Here is a 17,402-nt window from a genome sequence, read left to right on the forward strand (position 1 = left end):
CGGGGATTATAATCTACTTGCTAGTAATACGCTCTACCCCGGTCCAGTCATCCGGCACTCCTTTCACCATGCAGTCAGCCGCGTTTTTGAGGTATCTTTCTGCGGTAACATCTTTCGGATTCCGTTCCAGCACTTTTTTAAGTTGTGCAGCAGCCGTAATAAAGTCTTTGTTGTAGTAGGCCTGTAAGCCGGTGTTGAAGGTTTCCAGGCATTCCTGCATCAGGGCTGCATTTTCAGGACTTTCTCCATCAAAAAACTCATAAAGCCTCAGAACTCCTTCCTGGCCCTTAACCTGCACCTTGCCCAGATATCGATGGCTGAATTTTTCTTTATCCTGAATTTGTGAAAAGGTATCCTCACTCAGGATAATGGAGGTCCCAAAAAGTTTATTTAGGCCTTCAATTCTGCTGACGGTATTGATTTCACTGGATATTACTCCTGCCTGTCTTCTTTTTTCATCTCCTATGATTCCCAGAATCATAGGGCCGGTATGAATTCCGAATCCCAGTCGGATCGGGGTTTTACCTGATGCAATTAATTGTTTGTTGAGTTCGTTAACTGCCTCCTGACTCTGTATGGAGGCCTTGAGGGCATTATTAGGATCGGCATACAAGGATAGGATGCCATCTCCGATAAATTGTATTACAATACCATCGTTTGCCTCTATTATGGGACCTACTGTGTTGAGGTAGGTATTCATAAAATCAAAATTCTCCTGTGGGCTTAATTTTTCGCTAAATGAGGTATAATCACGAATATCAGAAAACACAGCTGTCATATCCTGTTTGATATGGTCCCCTAGGTTAACATCCAGGATGCTTTCTTTCTCAAGCGTATTCAGGAATTTATAGGGAACGAATTTCTGATAGGCCTGATTCAGGTTGTTTAGGTTGTCGTATAGTCGGGCATTTTCAATAGAAATAGCAATTTGTCCAGACAGCATATTGAGAATCTGCAGTTTACCCCTGGAAAAGGCATCCGCTGTAACACTGTTTTCCAGATACAGCAATACCCTGAGTTCTTTTTTAAGAAAACTGGGGATTACGGCAACAGATTTTGGGAGGTATTTCTGCATATAAGCATCTCTGTCGATAAGGTTATCATGTTCCCCTTCCTGCATAATAAACTCATCCCGGGAGCGAATACAATAGGACAGTATTTCCTGCGGTAAATCTGTACATTTATTTAATTTAATGCTACTGAGAATTCCCGTTGGGCGCTCTTTATCGCTCAGCGCTTCCACATACCAGTTTCTCTCCCGTTTTAATATTATGGCGCATTTGTCTGCCCCTGCATTCTCGCTGATTATTTCAAGGGTTTTGGCAAGCAGATCAGGGAGCCTGATTTCCTCAGCAAGAACCTGAGAAGCCTTTAGCAGTGTTTTGGTGTCAAAGGAACCGCTATTGTAACCAGCGTAACTGTTCTGGCTGTCTGTGTAACCCCGGCTTAAAGATGGCCTTGCAAATACTTCCGGGAATTCCTGTTTAAGAGCTTCCTGTTTGGGTATAGCCCCCCATTGATAGAAGCAGATTCCAGCTTTTTCGAAATGTATATTGGCGTATATTTTTTTATTTTGTTCCAGCCAGAGACGTCCCAATAATTCATGGGCTATTGCTTCGTTCTGAAGGAATCCGTACTCCTTCGCAGAATCTATAGCATGCAGGTAGTGCTGTTCAGCCTCGCTTAAATTACCCTTTAGCCTGAACCTCTCGGCCCTGAGAAGTTGTAGCTTGTGTTCAATATTCGCTTTTCCGGCTCGATTGAGATTTTCAAATAAGCCGATAATTTCTTCAATTTTCTGATCTATGGATTTCTTATCCCTGGCTTTTGGGTATAACTGAAAGTTAATCAGGGCTTCATAGAATTTCAGGCTTGTGAAATGCACTATGGATCCGATCAGGGGTGCAACGAATTGGTATGCCTGATCAATACTTTTTGCAGCTTCCTTAAAATGACCATTTATATAAAGGGCGCAGGCCTTGTAAGTATGCAGGGTGGCAATGCCGTAAAAGTCTTTCTTTTGTTCACAAAGGGAAATAAATTCTTTTTCAGAAAATCGTTTGGTTCGAAACTCATTTGATTTTACTCCATCCCCTGTTAAACAGTTAAGGCACATTTCAAGGGAAATCAATGCATCCATCGCCAGGTCCATTTTAATTTTCTCATTGAAACGGATGGCATCCGGCAAACCTTCTTTTATTTCCTCTAATTGTACCCCTCCACTGTAGAATTTATTGTAGAATGGGTGGAAATTGGTATACCCCGCAAAAATTAATTCTCCTGAATCCATGCTCGCCTGAAAACCCTCATCATTGATTTCAGCTATACTGTTCACATGTTTGTGCCAAATAAAGATATAATTGGCGATCAGGTGGAAGGACCTGGCCTTGTGGCGCAGGCTTATCTTTTCAAAGTTCAGGGATAGGGTGCGCGATAGTTCTCCGCATTGCAGCGCAAACTGGTATTGTCCCTGCAGGTTCAGGATCAGCCCCAGTTCACTGAAGGCGTAGGCCGTTTCCGGGGTATTGCCGTTTGCTAGGCTGAAATTAACCTTCATACAGGCCTGCAGTATCCATAATTGCGTATATCCACCTACATAAGTGGGCATTGAAAAGTTATCGAGTATCTTAATAATGGCCAGGTTGGCCGGATCCTTCATGACTGGATTCCCGGCAATGGAAGCAACACCTTCTTTGTTAAAATAAGTGAGAAGGCGTTCCATATTTTCCCCAATGAGCACATCGAGGTTTTCGCTGGGAAAATCATAGCCCAGTTCTTTCAAACAGCTGCGCCCGGTATTAATGGCTTCTTCATATAAATTTGCAATAGTAAGCCGCAACATTTTAATGTAGTAGATATCGGCTCGTTCAATTGGGTCTGAGGCATTATCCAGGCATTCCTCAATATAGGCGTCACTTCGCTGCGAGTCCGCCAGCAAATAGGAAACTTCTGCTCCGAGAGCCTTGAGTCCGAAACTCAACTCATAGTGGTTTTTCCAGCAATCCTTTGGGAGCAATCCTTCGGCTATTTGGATATAGTTCAAAGCACTGCTGTAAGCAGTAGCGTTGCGGGCCTTGGTAGCAGCCCGAAAATTTAGAGTGGCAACTGTAATCCGCATATCGGCTTCTGTCAAAAGGGCCAGTGCATTGTTAAACTGGTGAACCGTTTCAAAGAGATAGTCGCCGTTCCGCTCTATTTCGGACAGGATTTTTGCAATTTTAAAATGCAATTTGGTGCGGTCTCCTTTTTTTATGCGGGAATAGGCAGCCTGCTGAATACGGTCATGAGAAAAGTTAAACAGAAATTTACGATCCTTCGAAACCTCCTCATCAATAGCCAGGAGTTGATAGTCTTCATCCAGGGGTATGACCAGTTCTTCGGTTATCGCCATTTTTAGTGCCAGGAATACCTCGCGGCGGCTAGTTCCGGATAAATGGGCCAGTATGGATATTTCGAACTGATTTCCGATACAGGCGGCCTGTTTTAGAATGGTTAAGGTTTCATCCGGTAGTTCAGACAGGCGGGAAGCCATGAAATCGACCACGTTTTCCGAATAGTTTTTCTTTCGGATCTGTTCGAGATCGATTTTCCATTTGTTTCGTTCTAAGTCATATTCTATATGTCCTTCACTAAGGATACTGGTAATTAATTGAATCGTAAAAAAAGCATTCCCCTGCGTCTTCTTATAGACGACCTCTGTCAGTCCTGAGATGGCGTCGGAATCTTCGTGAAGGGTTTCTGCAAGCATTTGGTGTACATGCTGCTCCTCCAGATGTTTCAGTTCGATGTCATGAATATTGGAATTCTCCAGCCGTGCTTCCCTTAACATCAGTGCCAGCGGGTGGGTTTTATCCACCTCATTATCCCTGAAAGCCCCTATAAAAAGGAAGTTTGGATGATCGTGACTGCTGATGATCTGCCGGATGATTTGTATACTTCCCATATCTGCCCATTGCAGGTCATCCAGGAAAAGGACCAGAGGGTGTTCCGCCAGGCTGATGGAACGTATGAACTTCAGGAAGACCCGGTTAAAACGATTGCTGTTTTCCCTGGCGTCCAGGTGCGTTACCTCAGGTTGCGGGCCAATTATCAATTCCAGTCTGGGAGCAATATCTATAATGATTTTGCCCAGATCCCCTAATGCTTCAAGCATCAGATCGCGGTAGTACTCCAGTTTGGTTTCAGCTTCAGAAAGCAGATATCGGCATAATTCGTTCAGGGCTTCTGTAAAAGCAAAATAGGGAACATCCCTTTGGAACTGATCAAACTTTCCTTTGATGAAGTACCCCTTTTCCCTGGTAATGGGGATATGTGTTTCATTGATAAGGGCAGATTTCCCGACACCGGAGTATCCGGATACAAAAAGCGCTTCTACAGTTGGGTTTTTTATTTTGGAAAAAGCCTGCATCAGTATATCGAGTTCTTTTTCCCTTCCGTAAAGTTTTTCAGGAATAATGAAATGACCTGTAAAATCGTAAATGGACAATGGGAACTCTGAGATTTTTCCTTTATCGGCCAGCTCTGTATAGGCTGTTTGCAAATCATTTTTTAAGCCGATGGAAGACTGGTAACGGTCTTCGGCATTTTTGTTCAGCAGGGTCATTACAATCTCTGAAACTACCCTGGGGATCTCCGGGTCGAGTTCCGTAGGGGAAGCGGGAAGTTCAGTCATGTGCTTGTGTACGATTTCCAGGCTGTCTTCACCAAAAAACGGTAATTTTCCGGTCAGCATTTCGTACAGGAGGATTCCAAAACTGTAAAGGTCTGATCGGTAATCCACCTTGCGGTTCATCCGCCCGGTCTGCTCTGGCGCGATGTAGAACAAATTCCCTTCAATAGTATCGGGATTGCTCAGGTTACTGGTTTTTATGTCTATCTTGGAGGAGAGTCCGAAATCTATTAATTGAATGGATTTTTTTTCCAGATTCACAAGTACATTGTCTTTGGTAATGTCTTTGTGAATGAGCTTTAACTGGTGCATATGACTAATAGCCTCTGCTATCAGTACAGCAAATTCGAGTATTTCCAACAGCGGCCTGCGGCTGCGGACGAAGGCTTCGCCCACGCTGACTCCTTCAAAATAATCGAGGATAAGGGCATATTTATTATCGATTTTTTCCTTGCGCCTGGCCTTGCGGATTTTATCGTGATAAATATCCTTGGTGTATTCGTATTCATTATGAAAGGTGAGAAGCAGGTCGGAAGAAGGGCTTGTGTCTTTTAAGAGTTTGACTATTACATCCTCTCCCTGGTCATTGGCCTTATAAATCAGGGAAGTGCCACTTTCAAATATTAATTGTGAAGCCTGAAGCTGCATACTGCATTAATTTGTCAACTCTAAATATCGAGCCCTGTGATTTCGGGAGCTTTCCAAAAACTGCAAATAGTTAGACGCTATTGGCAGTTTGTTAATGAGCTTGTAATCTAATCATCACAAATATAAGGGTTCCTGACAGGACTTTCCTTTCAATCATGGTTTTTAAAATAGCCGATTATTTTAAGGAAAAAACCCTTAATAGCGGTCCAGATAGTACTAATAATAAGAATAAGCTTATTTGTCGGGTTTTCCTGGTCCCGGTTAATATTCCAGGTATCATCAAATCCATCGCCAATCCGGAAAGTACTTTCTTTGCCTCCCCGTTCCACTTTTAATAGATTTTCAATAAAATAGATAAATAGATGTTCGATCTCAGCCGTAGCCTTGTTCTGTCCCTTATGCTTTTCCATCCCAGGTAAATCGGTTTCTGCAAGGTGAGCGATCAAATCGTCGTGCCCTTCGGAAAGATCCAGTTTCAGGTATTTTTCAATCAGTTCTTGGTTGGCTTTGTCGTTTGCGTCTTTAATTACCGTAAGAGCCGTTTTTCGGTTAAAGAAAGGCATGGTATCTGCAAACCATTTTACGAGTGCCTCAGCTAGTATAGCCCCATATTTATTATCTAAGGTAAAATGTCGATCGTAGATGATTTGCTGTAGTTTACAGCCATCCTCGTAATTTTCCGGAATCAAGTCGGCATTAACCCCCAAGGCCTTTCCAATCAAAGACCATGTCTGGTAGTAATTTTCAATTTCTTCGGGACTCAGTTTTGCCCCCATTTCCTGCAAGCCTTGTATTACCTCAGTGCTAAAGGTGTGGGTGGCAAAGATCATGTCCTCCTGGTTGATGGGTTCCCCCAATTCTTTCACATCCCAACCTTTATCCTTTGTATGGGTAATATTGTTTTTTATCTTGTAACGGATCATGGCATGTACCAGACGCAGTTTTTGGATACTTCGGATACCCGTATGGTTTTTGTTCAGGCGATGAGTACCCCAAATAAAATATCCCTTAGACCAATTAGGCTGCATTACATCTACCACGAACTGCATGGTTTCGATGATGCGCCGATGGGCGTGTTTCTCAAGCAGGGTAGTCTTCCGCAATACCTCAATGGCCTTGGTGTGGGCATATTGTTTGAGTAAAGACCTGGCGTAGAGTATAAAAATAATCCGCGGTCCGTGCTTAAGATAGAAATCTGCGCCCTTATCCAGTATTTTTAACTCCTTTTCCGAAAATTCAAAGGGTCTGAGGTCTTCAAAATAATCCAGTAATTTTTGGGGGATCTTTATTTCGTGCTTATCCTGATCCCATTTTTGGGTAAAATCATGACTAACGAATTCCCTAATAAAATCGGCCACTTTTTTCTTTTTCTCCTCTGTATCCTGGGTATTGATCATTTCAAAGAGGGCCGCAGCGGCTTCATCGGCGTGTGGGTCTGCGAGCTCTCTTTTTTTATCCAGGATTTCGTCTGTCCATTCTTTGACCATAAGTGTATTAGTTAGGTTTTACGCAAGAAATAATGTTATATCTCCAGAGGCCCTTTTTATAGGCTTTATACTGGTAATAGGTAGACCAGGTATTTCTGGTCTGGGTACGGTTTCTGAATCCAAAAAACTCAGAAAAAGTAGTAACAACAATCCCTGGGAAGAAATAGTAGTACAACCTTCGGATACTGGGGAGTACATTATTTGTTGCATCGCGAACCAGTAGCTCACTGAAACCCGCAGTCTTGCATTGTTGTTCGAACTCATCTGTAATGGCATAGGCCTTTATGGCCCAGGTTTCTGTCCATTTTTCCAGCAGAATGGCGTCTCTGCTTCCCGGTTCGCAGGCTGCAGCGTAAAAATCAGCCACTATCAATCTGCCTCCCGGTTTTAGGACCCTGAATGCCTCATTGAGGAAATCCTGTTTATCCCAGGCGTAGCAAACACTTTCTATGGCCCATACCACATCAAATGAATTGTCCTCAAATGTGGTTGACAGATAATTCTGATTCTCAAAACTAACCTTTTCAGATACCCCATGCTTATGGGCGTTTTCAGTAGAAGTAGTTACCTGGCTCGGGGTCAGGGTAATTCCCTTAACGGTGCAACCAACGTTTTTGGCCAGGTAGATAGAACTGCCGCCAACGCCGCAGCCGGCATCCAGTACATAATCTGAGGCTTCAATACCAGCCTGCTCAATCAGTTCCTGATTCATCCGGGATAAGGCTTCCCTTAGGTTTTTGGTTTCTTTGGTCCAATACCCATAGTGCATGCACATATGGGAATTTAAGTGCCAGACTAATTCATAATCTACCTGGCAATCTTCATAATACCTGATAATCTCATCCTCGTTGATGAGTGCTTTTTGAGTCATTTGAGTTAGTTGGTTTGTTGGTAAAATGCATTTTTAAGAGTTGGTTTCCCTTAGTGCATTTTTAAATATACTCAATCTGTTGGTTAATTTCATTTCAAGGGTGGAATTTAGTTGTATTTGGCATCGGAAGATAAAGTTGCACTATTCTAATACATGTTTGCAGAAGGGTTAAACGGGTCCTTCCACAAAAAACATCTTGATTTTGTCCAGACCTTTAACCACCACTTTTCCACGGGAGGTACAACTGTATTTGGTTTTGATTTCCTGGTACAGGCAATTTGAGATATTAATTTTGTTCGGTTCGCTGTTTTTTTCCATTCGTGAGGCCATATTGACCGTGCTGCCCCAGATGTCATAGGCAAATTTATCTACCCCTACAATCCCTGCCACAACCGGCCCGGTATGCATTCCAATCCGGATTTCAAAGCCCTTTTCACCTTTCGCCTCCTTTTCGGCGCGGTACTCCTTCATCGCCTCATTGATCTCCATTGCAGCCTCTACTGCGTCAAAATGATGGTCTTTATTATTAGAGTGCAGCCCGGCAACGCACATATAGGCATCTCCTATTGTTTTAATTTTTTCAATGTTGTATTTGCGGATAATATGGTCAAACCTGCTAAAGCAATCGTGCAGCTCGGCAACCAGTTGGGTTGCACTCATGGTTTCGGAAATAGCGGTAAAATCCTTAAAGTCTGTAAACATTACTGTTACAGATTCATGGTATTTGGCCTTTGAGGTCCCCGTATATTTTAATTCCCTTGCCGTTTCAATAGGAAGTATGTTCAGCAATAATTCATCCGTTTTCTTTTTTTCCTCGGTAAGCTCCTCAGTTCGTTTGGATATTTCCTCCTGAGCTACCCGCAGGTCCTTCACCATCCTGTTAAAAGCCACACTCAGCTCTCCAATCTCATCTCTTGATTTATTGATTACGGACTGCGTAAAATCACCTTCCCCCACACGGTTAGCTGCATCCCTCAATTCAAGGACAGGTACTGATATACGCCTGGCCAGCCAGTATCCGATAAGCAAGCCAATTACGAAAACTATTAAACTGGCCAGTGCAGATGCAATCCGGATTTGACGTCTTCCAACGGCAATTTCATTGGTTGTAAAACTCAGCATCACTTCCCCTTCCATTATAGGAGTGCTAAAGGGACTGGTTTTAATTATAAAATCTTCAGTAGAAGTTAGATAGGGATCTACCGTTATAGTATCTGGGAAGGTCCTGAAAACCTCTTTTTCAATTGTGTAATCAGTGTAGTCCTCGTTCCAAATACTGTCCTTCTGAATAATGCTCACAAATTGCAGCCTTTCATCATCCCTCACGTAGTTCAGGGACATTTCCACCCCTTCAAAGTTTTCTTCGGTCAGGGCAATTTTAATACCCAGCGCAACCGAGTTGGCGTAATGTTCAATTTCTGAGTTGTAATTTTCGAGAAGAATGCTCTCCTGTCTTGCCGGGTAATAAAAGAGAATAAAAAGGGCAAACATAAGCACAACCGATAAAACGGTCAGTAAGATTTTAGTTTGAACGGATAAGACCATTAAAGGAATCTGAATTTCTTAAACTTTTCTGATAACATCACAAGGGCAGAAAGATAGGCTATTCGATTACAACTGCTCATTACCGGTCACCTTTATAATTTTGGAGGTCAGATCTCCAGCTTCACTAATGACTCCTATAGCACCCGGGGTTTCAGCAACGAAGGTTTCCATTTCACTCTCCGAAGTAAAAAAGGTCGGAGCTTTGAGCCTACCCTGGAAAACCAATGCCAGGAAATATTTATTCAATTCGTTTGAACTCATGTTGTAGATTCGTTCACAGGTTTCTTTCCCAGTTGGTGTGTTGGATTTCATTAATGCGATTACCACCCTCTTGCCGTCAGCCCATCGGAGTTTTTCCCCGCGTAACACGGATTTTAGCTGATTAAAATTCAGCTCATCCGGAACAGATTGCGCGTTTCCAATCACCACCAGGGGCATTTCCTGGGCATATAACCCTTTGGGCATCATGAACCCCAGAAAGGCGATCAGTAGTAATTTGAAAATAATCCTGTTCATAAGTTTTAGTTAAAAGCCTATCGCAATCTGCAATTTAACCGTGTTAATATTGTCCGATAAGCTGATACTTTCATGCTGGTACTCCAATTTGACTACGGCCAGGTAATTGATTTCATATCGAACTCCTGTTACCAGCGAGGTTACATCGCTGTTGACATAATACAATTCCTCATCCTCAAAATCCAGGCAATCTACCCGGAAATAGGGCACTATTTTATCTTTAAAACGGTATCCTGCATAAAAATAGGAAGTCATAGAGTTCAGGCTTCCCGTACTTTCGGCCTTATTTACTGCATAAGTGGCCTCAGTCAGAACTTCCAGTTTTTTGCCAAAATAAGCAAAGGAGGCGGTGTACAGCTGTTGTCGGATTTCCTCTCCCAAATCAGTTTGCGGGCTGTGGTGGTCCTCTTCGGCCAGAGGCGAAATACGGTCATTATAAAACGAAGCCCCAATGCGCATGCGGTCCATGGGCCGGATATGGATTGCTGCGGTCAGCGATTTGTACGTATCATTATCTTCCAGATCTCCGGAACCTATTCCATTTCCTACCATCAGGTCATACCCAAAGCGAATCTTACCCAGGTTCATGCCCTGCAGGGAAGCTCCTGTGGTATGTAAGGCAATTATGTTTCGGCGAAACAGGTAGGGCCTGTCTATGGTTGGGAAGAAAACCCTTCCGTGATGGTAGGAATCATTCCAGTAATTCAGGGGGGTATGGTGCTTTCCAATCAGGAAACTGTGATTCCCGTAGTAATTGTACTTAAAAATTACCCGTTCCACGCTAACTTCAAAATCCTTTTTCGCCCGGTCATACCGAAAAACCGTTTCTCCCAGAAAAGAAATCCGGTCATTGAGTTCAGAGGTGATGAACAGGTCGTACTCACCCAGTTCAAAACTCACCTTATCATCCCTCAGAAATGAGTTTACATGTACAAATCCCCGGATTTGGGTATCCTGGGCACAAAGGGAGCCACTAAGAGTGATGATTGCCGTAAAAAACAGGTAATTAAATAGTTTCATTAATTGTCTTAAATAAATAACCTGAGGCTGCACTTGCAGTTGTAATCTGGTTATCTACAGTTTAGCTAGTTTGGTTTTAGCGAGCTGTATGCTATTCTTTGGGGGAATATAATTCTAAGATAAGTTAAAGAAATCTAAAAATAGCAAGAGTTGAACTAAATCATTCAAGTTTTCTTTTTAAGTCGCCTATATACACCGGATAGCGATTTATTGAAATTTTCGAATTAGATGATAGGTAAACAGTATAATTTCCCTGTAATTTTCCTTACTGATCTTTTCATCAATACCATGAAATCGTTTCATACTGTCAGGACCTATACGAATGGGGTAAAAACGATACACGTCTTCGGAGATATCGTAGAAATAACGCGCATCCGTTCCTCCGCCCACCAGTCCCGGAACCACTATCGAATTTGGGAAAACAGATCGAATGGTTTGTTCCAGAATGCCGTAGGCATCCGACTCAATACCCGAAACAGGGGAGGGGTTCGTTAGAAAACCGACCGTTTCCACCCTGATTTTATCACTGATGGTCGCCTCAATATGCTGCCTGACCGTTTCAATGCTTTCCCCTGGCAGTATCCTGAAGTTAATAGTGGCCTCCGCAGTAGTCGGAATTACATTGTTTTTTACACCCCCTCCGATTATAGTTGGAGCGGTAGTGGTATGTGAATTCAGGGCTTTAAGGATTGGTGACTTAAACAACCAGGGGTTGGCAAAGGCCATCCGTTTGAAAAAGGGGAGTTCGGCCCCCATATATTCCAATTGGTAATCTACTGGTTTTACCAATTTATAAGGTAATTGGTTATTCTCAAGGTCTACAATGGCCTGTGCCAGCATGCCTATAGTATTTTCACGCGGTGGCCTGGAGCTGTGTCCTCCATTGGTCTCAACGACGAGCCTGAAAGATGCAAAACCTTTTTCAGCCAGGTTTACCATTGCTACAGGCGGCTCAATACCAGGCACCATTTTTTCTGCAAGGAAACCACCCTCATCCAGGGTCATGGCTGCCCTTATGCCCTTATTTTTCAAATAGGCTGCAATCTGCGCTGCACCGTTTTTACCGCCAACTTCTTCATCATGCCCGAATGCCAGGTAGATGGTTTGTGAAGGGGCAAACCCCTCCTGCAACAACATCTCCACACTTTCCATCACGGCCATCAGCGTGCTTTTGTCATCCATGGTACCCCTGCCAATAATGTGCGAATCTGTTATTTTTCCTTCAAATGGCCCTGCTTCCCATTTATCAATAGTGGGCTGGTCTACGGGCACTACATCCTGATGCGACATTAGAATGATAGGTTTTTTATCCGGCTGAGCCCCTTCCCAGGTATAGAGCAGGCTGTATTCATTTATTCTTTCTAATTGCAGGTTTTGATGCAGTAAGGGAAAGGTTTGGCTCAGAAACGCGTGGAATCCATTAAATGCGGCAGAATCCGGCACACTTTCCTCGCTGAAGGAAACGGTTCGAAACTGAACCGCCCTGGAAAGGTTTTGGTATACCTGCCCGGGAATTTCTATTTCTGGCAAAGGTTCCGGTTCCAATTGCCGTGACTTCAATGTCAGGGTATTGAAAATCAGGACTGCCGCGAGCACAACAATGAGGCCAAGCAGCAAATACAGTGTTTTTTTCATGAGGATGAAGGATTAGTTGGTTTTGGTGCCGGCAAGATAAACAGTTTTGCTAATATCGGTTAAGGAATGGGGTAATATAAGTACCCCGAAGCCGGGAAAGCTATTTATTTTCCATACCGGCGGTGGTAGCTATATGCGGCAATGCTCCCGCAAATTGAAAAGCCGGCAAGCATCCAGAATACCTGCTGATGCCCTGCTGCTACCGGGGATCTATCCAGGAAATATCCCATGGCAGGTCCGGCAAAAATATCCGGGGTAAAGCCTACAAGGGAAATTATTCCGACAGCCGTTCCCGTTAACACCAAAGGGATTTTCCCGCTTTGCATTACCCCAAAATAAAGGGCCCTGGCAGCATAGACCCCGGTTGCAACAATTAATGTGGACACGAAAAATAAAAGGGTGGTATTCGCATTTATTAATCCTGTTGCAAATAAAAGGGCTCCAATAGTGGCAATAATGGAACTGCAGAAGAGCCAGAACGTTATCCGACCGCGGTCTGCAAGGGTTCCTATCAGTACCCCAACTACAGGTCTTATAAATAAAAGAAAAGTGCCCAGCTGGGCCGCTTGCACCTGGTCGTACAACATTATGTCCTGGGCGTATAGCGAGAAGACATCCGTTATTTTATAGCCCACATAGGCACAGAGGATGATGACCATAAGCAGCCAGACAGCCGGCTGTCGCAAAACCTCGCGTACCTGAGTCAGACTAATACGGTCAAGGACGATCACTTTTTCAATCTTTTGATCCAGTTTCATCCAAAGCCAGACCAGGAGGCCAGCTACCGAAACAATTCCCGAAGACGCCAGGATAACATAGCGAAAAGCATCCTGACTTTGATCTTGCGTGGCCCGGGAAACGTCAACAGGTAAAAACCAGGAAAAGACCAGGACCCCCAGGGCCCCGAACAAAGCCCCTACTAGGCCGCGACCCCCATCCAAAAAGCCGAATGCTTTTCCCTGGGAGGCTGTACCTCCCCAGACCCTTGTAGCTTTGATCATGGGAGCCCAGAAGAGGAAAATAGTGGTAAATCCCCAGTATCCGTAAAGCAACCGCAGGGTGGTAAACCCTGGGAATGTCGCAAATAATAACCCTCCAAGGGCGGTGGCCCATAAAGCAAATGCAATAAGCTTTCTGGGGGGATATTTATCAGCCAGCGGGCCTCCCAAAGGATAGGATAAAAGAGCAACAGCCCCGTAAACCGAAAAGCACAGCCCCAATTCTACATTGTTGAGATTAAAGGCCTGTAACACCGTGGGCCGAAAAACCCTTGGGATTACAAAGGGAAGAATAAATACCGATTCTCCGGCAAGGATCAATAACAATAAATAGTACCAGGGTGCTTTACCGTTGGGCATTCAGGAAAGATTTAATGTATTTGGAAAAGGAAAGATAATTTTGAGGTTTTACAGGCAATTCTCGTGAATTGTTTTTATAAGGTACAATTGGAACGGGCAGGTTTTAAAAGGTTTATTAAAGTAGCAATATACCATGTACCGCCTGTTTCGGCCATTCTGCGTTTATTCCTGGCCATTTTTGTTCTTTCTCGATTTTCGATACTGAATAATGAGTCGTACCCCCAGTCTGGCAAAGAGGATAATGGCAATCAGGGTAACGATGTTGATGGCATCCATCAGCTAAAAAATTAAATCTTTTGGAAATATCAGCCTGTTTTTCCATCCCCATCGATATCTTTTGACAGATGGGTTTCCAGGGCGACCAGGGTTTTTTTAAGTAAGGCTCGGGTTGCAACGAGTTCTTTTTCCAAATAGCTCACCCGTTCTTCGAGATTTTTCGCATTTTTTTCTTGCTTATCCAGTTCCTCCTGCTGCAACAGGTCCCAAAAGATTCCCATAATAAAATTTTTTACGAAACAGGTATTCAAGGAGTCTGATTCCGATACCTGCCCCTTGTTCGTATTATTTTTTGACACAACCAACCAGATACTTTATATAATCCCGTTGATCTGAATTCTATACAAGTTACTGATTTAATCCATAGCGGTGTGGGTTCGGAGTTCTTATGGTCTAAAACCGCAAGTTTTAAGGCTAAATTACTATGATATTTCTCATAAACTTTCTGCAGGGGATTGACTAGGTTTATCAAAGGAAAAATGGGTTGATATCCAAATCAGACATGCTCCGGTAACTGAATTTAAATCACTGGCTAAATGAAAATAGGTATACTTAAGGAAACCCAGAAGGGAGATAAGAGGGTAAGCATCTCTCCAAGGATTGCAAGCCAATTGATCAGCAAGGGCTTTGAAGTGATTGTTGAGGAAGGGGCTGGAGTGAAATCCTCCTTTAAAAATTCGTATTACCGCGAGATCGGGGCCCAGGTGGAAAAAAGGGGCGTGGTCTTTAAAGAGGCAGATGTCTTGGTAAAGATAAATCCTTTTGACAGGGAAGACCTCAAACTGGTTCGTAAAGGCCAGGTTTTGATTGCCCAGCTTTTTCACCGAACCCATAATGATTTAATCCTTGAAATGTCAGACCTGGGCGTGTCGGCATTCTCTATGGATGCCATGCCCAGAATTTCGAGGGCTCAGGAAATGGATGTCTTAAGCTCCCAGAGTAATTTAGCCGGATATAAGGCGGTAATTCTGGGAGCTTTTTTAATGAAACGAATCATGCCCCTGATGATGACTGCAGCCGGCACCATTAAACCCGCCAGGGTTTTAATTTATGGGGTAGGAGTTGCTGGCTTACAGGCAATAGCAACGGCCAAGCGCCTGGGCGCCCTTGTGACTGCCACGGATATCCGACCGGAAACGAAAGAACAGGCCGAATCCCTGGGGGCGCAATTCATATTGGTGGAAAATGGCAGGCAAATCTCCGGGGATGGCTATGCCCGGGAAGCAACGCAGGATTTTGCCGAGAAGCAGAAAAAGGCTGTCAACGATTCTTTGTTTGCAGCAGACCTGGTGATAACCACGGCCAGTGTGCCGGGGAAAAAGGCACCTTTACTTATCACACGGGAACAGGTGAAAAAAATGAAAAACGGGGCAGTACTTATCGATCTGGCCGCGGATCAGGGCGGGAATTGCGAATTGAGTAAAAGGCACAAGACTACAATATATAAGGGGGTAACCATCGTGGGAACCACCATTGCCCCTGAAAGTGTATCCACTCACGCCAGCGACCTGTATGCCAAAAATATATTAAACTTCATCCTCCATTTAACCAGTGGAAACAAGTTCCATTGGGATATGGAAGATGATATTACCCGGGAAACACTGATTGTGCGAGACGGGGAAATCCTCATTGATTAAAAGCAGATCGTATGGAAGTTTTAAACGAATTTATCAGACTTAACCTCGATAGCATTTACGTCCTCATCCTGGCCATATTTGTGGGAGTGGAGGTTATAAAACATATCCCGGCTGTGCTGCACACCCCCTTGATGTCCGGAGCAAATGCCCTGAGTGGGGTAGTAGTGGTGGGCGCGCTGCTGATTATGCTTCAGGCTGACCCGGAGGATTACCTTTCGCTGGGTTTGGGTTTTGTGGCGGTGGTCCTGGGGATCCTTAACGTAGTGGGTGGATTTGCGGTTACCGGCAGGATGCTGGAAATGTTTAAAAAGAAGGACAAATGAACGGAATACTAAGTATTATATACCTGATTGCCACGATTACATTTATAGTCGGGCTCAAGGAATTAGGCCATCCCGCAACAGCCAAAAGGGGAAACAGGATAGCTGCTATTGGAATGGCCCTGGCAATTATGGGAACCCTGGTCCTTCATGATTATCAGGTTGCTCCTAAAATATACTTGCTTATCGGAGCTGCTATTTTGCTGGGTGCCCTGCTGGGAGCAGGCATGGCCATAAAGGTGAAAATGACAAAAATGCCAGAACTGGTCTCCCTCTTCAATGGTTTTGGAGGAGCCAGTGCAGCCCTCATCGGGTTGGTGGCATTCAAAGAGATATCTGCCGACCCCGTGGAACAGGCAACGGTACTTTCGGGAATAATGATTGGGTCGCTTACCTTTTCGGGAAGTATTGTGGCCTGGGGAAAACTCGACGGGACCATCCGCAGCCTGATCAGACTTCCGGGACAGCAACTGCTCAACAACATCTTGTTCCTTTTTCTTATTATCCTGGCCGTTCTGATGGTTGCAGGCGGATGGCAGAACCCTGTGATTGTCTACGGCTTGCTGGCGGGCAGCTTGCTATATGGAGTACTTTTTGTTTTACCTATAGGAGGCGCAGACATGCCGGTTGTCATTTCCCTGCTCAATTCACTTACTGGTATTGCTGCAGCTATCACCGGGGTCTTATACGACAATACCGTTATGCTGATTGGCGGTATTCTGGTGGGTTCTGCAGGAATCATCCTTACAATAGCCATGTGCCGGGCAATGAACCGTACCCTTGGCGCGGTAATTTTCGGGTCATTTGGAGGAGACGATATTGAAACGGATTCTTCCGCGAATACAGGAACCGTAAAAAAAACAACAGCAGAGGATTGTGCTATTTTACTCAATTATGCCAATAACGTGGTTATCGTTCCCGGCTATGGCCTGGCTGTTGCTCAGGCCCAGCACATTATTCATGAAATGGAAGAAGTCCTGACCAGCCGGGGGGTACATGTAAGTTATGCAATTCACCCGGTGGCCGGTCGTATGCCCGGTCATATGAATGTACTGCTTGCAGAGAGCAACGTGGATTATGCACTTCTTAAGGAAATGTCTGATATCAATCCGCAATTCGCACATACCGATGTGGTTTTTGTGGTTGGGGCGAACGATGTAGTGAACCCGGCGGCTCTTAAGAATCCGAATAGTCCTATTTACGGGATGCCCATTCTGGAGGTTGAAAACGCCCGGCAAATAATTGTGAATAAAAGGAGTATGAGTTTCGGGTATGCCGGTATTGACAATGAGCTGTTCTACAATACCAAAACATCCATGCTTTTCGGGGATGCCAAAAAAGCTATATCTGATATAGTGGAAGCCCTGAAAAGGATGTAGGGTTTATAGTAATTCTGCTTTTCAAATTAAAAGCCCGGCTT

At 44.1% G+C, this 17,402-nt stretch carries 12 protein-coding genes; 3 read left to right on the forward strand and 9 right to left on the reverse strand.

Annotated elements, in window-relative coordinates:
• Positions 1–13 precede the first annotated feature (13 nt).
• The 9 genes from ACT6NV_RS13245 to ACT6NV_RS13285 form a co-directional block, all read right to left on the reverse strand.
• Positions 14–5,317, reverse strand: coding sequence for an AAA family ATPase (locus tag ACT6NV_RS13245; RefSeq protein WP_445384918.1), 5,304 nt, complete (start codon positions 5,315–5,317; stop codon positions 14–16).
• A 149-nt stretch (positions 5,318–5,466) separates the two neighbouring features.
• Positions 5,467–6,804, reverse strand: coding sequence for an oxygenase MpaB family protein (locus ACT6NV_RS13250; RefSeq protein WP_445384919.1), 1,338 nt, complete (start codon positions 6,802–6,804; stop codon positions 5,467–5,469).
• A 7-nt stretch (positions 6,805–6,811) separates the two neighbouring features.
• Positions 6,812–7,675, reverse strand: coding sequence for a methyltransferase domain-containing protein (locus tag ACT6NV_RS13255; RefSeq protein WP_445384920.1), 864 nt, complete (start codon positions 7,673–7,675; stop codon positions 6,812–6,814).
• Between the two features lie 168 nt (positions 7,676–7,843).
• Positions 7,844–9,166, reverse strand: coding sequence for an adenylate/guanylate cyclase domain-containing protein (locus ACT6NV_RS13260; protein WP_445384921.1), 1,323 nt, complete (start codon positions 9,164–9,166; stop codon positions 7,844–7,846).
• 120 nt (positions 9,167–9,286) lie between these two features.
• A complete protein-coding gene (locus tag ACT6NV_RS13265; RefSeq protein ID WP_445384922.1) occupies positions 9,287–9,736 on the reverse strand; it encodes a hypothetical protein in 450 nt (149 codons plus the stop codon).
• Between the two features lie 9 nt (positions 9,737–9,745).
• Positions 9,746–10,756, reverse strand: coding sequence for a hypothetical protein (locus tag ACT6NV_RS13270; RefSeq protein WP_445384923.1), 1,011 nt, complete (start codon positions 10,754–10,756; stop codon positions 9,746–9,748).
• 207 nt (positions 10,757–10,963) lie between these two features.
• Entirely contained in the window at positions 10,964–12,391 is a 1,428-nt protein-coding gene (locus ACT6NV_RS13275; protein ID WP_445384924.1) for a M20 family peptidase, read from the reverse strand.
• Between the two features lie 104 nt (positions 12,392–12,495).
• On the reverse strand, positions 12,496–13,749 hold the full coding sequence (locus ACT6NV_RS13280) for an MFS transporter (protein ID WP_445384925.1): 1,254 nt from the start codon (positions 13,747–13,749) through the stop codon (positions 12,496–12,498).
• 305 nt (positions 13,750–14,054) lie between these two features.
• Entirely contained in the window at positions 14,055–14,246 is a 192-nt protein-coding gene (locus tag ACT6NV_RS13285) for a hypothetical protein (protein WP_445384926.1), read from the reverse strand.
• Positions 14,247–14,561: 315 nt separating this feature from the next.
• Here ACT6NV_RS13285 and ACT6NV_RS13290 point away from each other — a divergent pair, with 315 nt between their 5' ends.
• Genes ACT6NV_RS13290 through ACT6NV_RS13300 form a run of 3 tightly spaced genes read left to right on the forward strand, consistent with a single transcriptional unit; the run spans position 14,562 to position 17,361 of the window.
• On the forward strand, positions 14,562–15,662 hold the full coding sequence (locus ACT6NV_RS13290; protein WP_445384927.1) for a Re/Si-specific NAD(P)(+) transhydrogenase subunit alpha: 1,101 nt from the start codon (positions 14,562–14,564) through the stop codon (positions 15,660–15,662).
• 11 nt (positions 15,663–15,673) lie between these two features.
• On the forward strand, positions 15,674–15,985 hold the full coding sequence (locus ACT6NV_RS13295) for an NAD(P) transhydrogenase subunit alpha (RefSeq protein ID WP_445384928.1): 312 nt from the start codon (positions 15,674–15,676) through the stop codon (positions 15,983–15,985).
• Complete coding sequence (locus ACT6NV_RS13300; RefSeq protein WP_445384929.1) at positions 15,982–17,361, forward strand: NAD(P)(+) transhydrogenase (Re/Si-specific) subunit beta; 1,380 nt, start codon at positions 15,982–15,984, stop codon at positions 17,359–17,361. The genes ACT6NV_RS13295 and ACT6NV_RS13300 overlap by 4 nt, the downstream gene beginning before the upstream one ends.
• Positions 17,362–17,402: the final 41 nt, after the last annotated feature.

The sequence above is a fragment of the Robiginitalea insularis genome (genome assembly GCF_052497835.1).

Coding starts and splice junctions, on each gene's coding strand:
- ACT6NV_RS13245 (WP_445384918.1), bottom strand. CDS start 5,317: ATGCAGCTTCAGGCTTCACAATTAATATTTGAAAGTGGCACTTCCCTG.
- ACT6NV_RS13250 (WP_445384919.1), bottom strand. CDS start 6,804: ATGGTCAAAGAATGGACAGACGAAATCCTGGATAAAAAAAGAGAGCTC.
- ACT6NV_RS13255 (WP_445384920.1), bottom strand. CDS start 7,675: ATGACTCAAAAAGCACTCATCAACGAGGATGAGATTATCAGGTATTAT.
- ACT6NV_RS13260 (WP_445384921.1), bottom strand. CDS start 9,166: ATGTTTGCCCTTTTTATTCTCTTTTATTACCCGGCAAGACAGGAGAGC.
- ACT6NV_RS13265 (WP_445384922.1), bottom strand. CDS start 9,736: ATGAACAGGATTATTTTCAAATTACTACTGATCGCCTTTCTGGGGTTC.
- ACT6NV_RS13270 (WP_445384923.1), bottom strand. CDS start 10,756: ATGAAACTATTTAATTACCTGTTTTTTACGGCAATCATCACTCTTAGT.
- ACT6NV_RS13275 (WP_445384924.1), bottom strand. CDS start 12,391: ATGAAAAAAACACTGTATTTGCTGCTTGGCCTCATTGTTGTGCTCGCG.
- ACT6NV_RS13280 (WP_445384925.1), bottom strand. CDS start 13,749: ATGCCCAACGGTAAAGCACCCTGGTACTATTTATTGTTATTGATCCTT.
- ACT6NV_RS13285 (WP_445384926.1), bottom strand. CDS start 14,246: ATGGGAATCTTTTGGGACCTGTTGCAGCAGGAGGAACTGGATAAGCAA.
- ACT6NV_RS13290 (WP_445384927.1), top strand. CDS start 14,562: ATGAAAATAGGTATACTTAAGGAAACCCAGAAGGGAGATAAGAGGGTA.
- ACT6NV_RS13295 (WP_445384928.1), top strand. CDS start 15,674: ATGGAAGTTTTAAACGAATTTATCAGACTTAACCTCGATAGCATTTAC.
- ACT6NV_RS13300 (WP_445384929.1), top strand. CDS start 15,982: ATGAACGGAATACTAAGTATTATATACCTGATTGCCACGATTACATTT.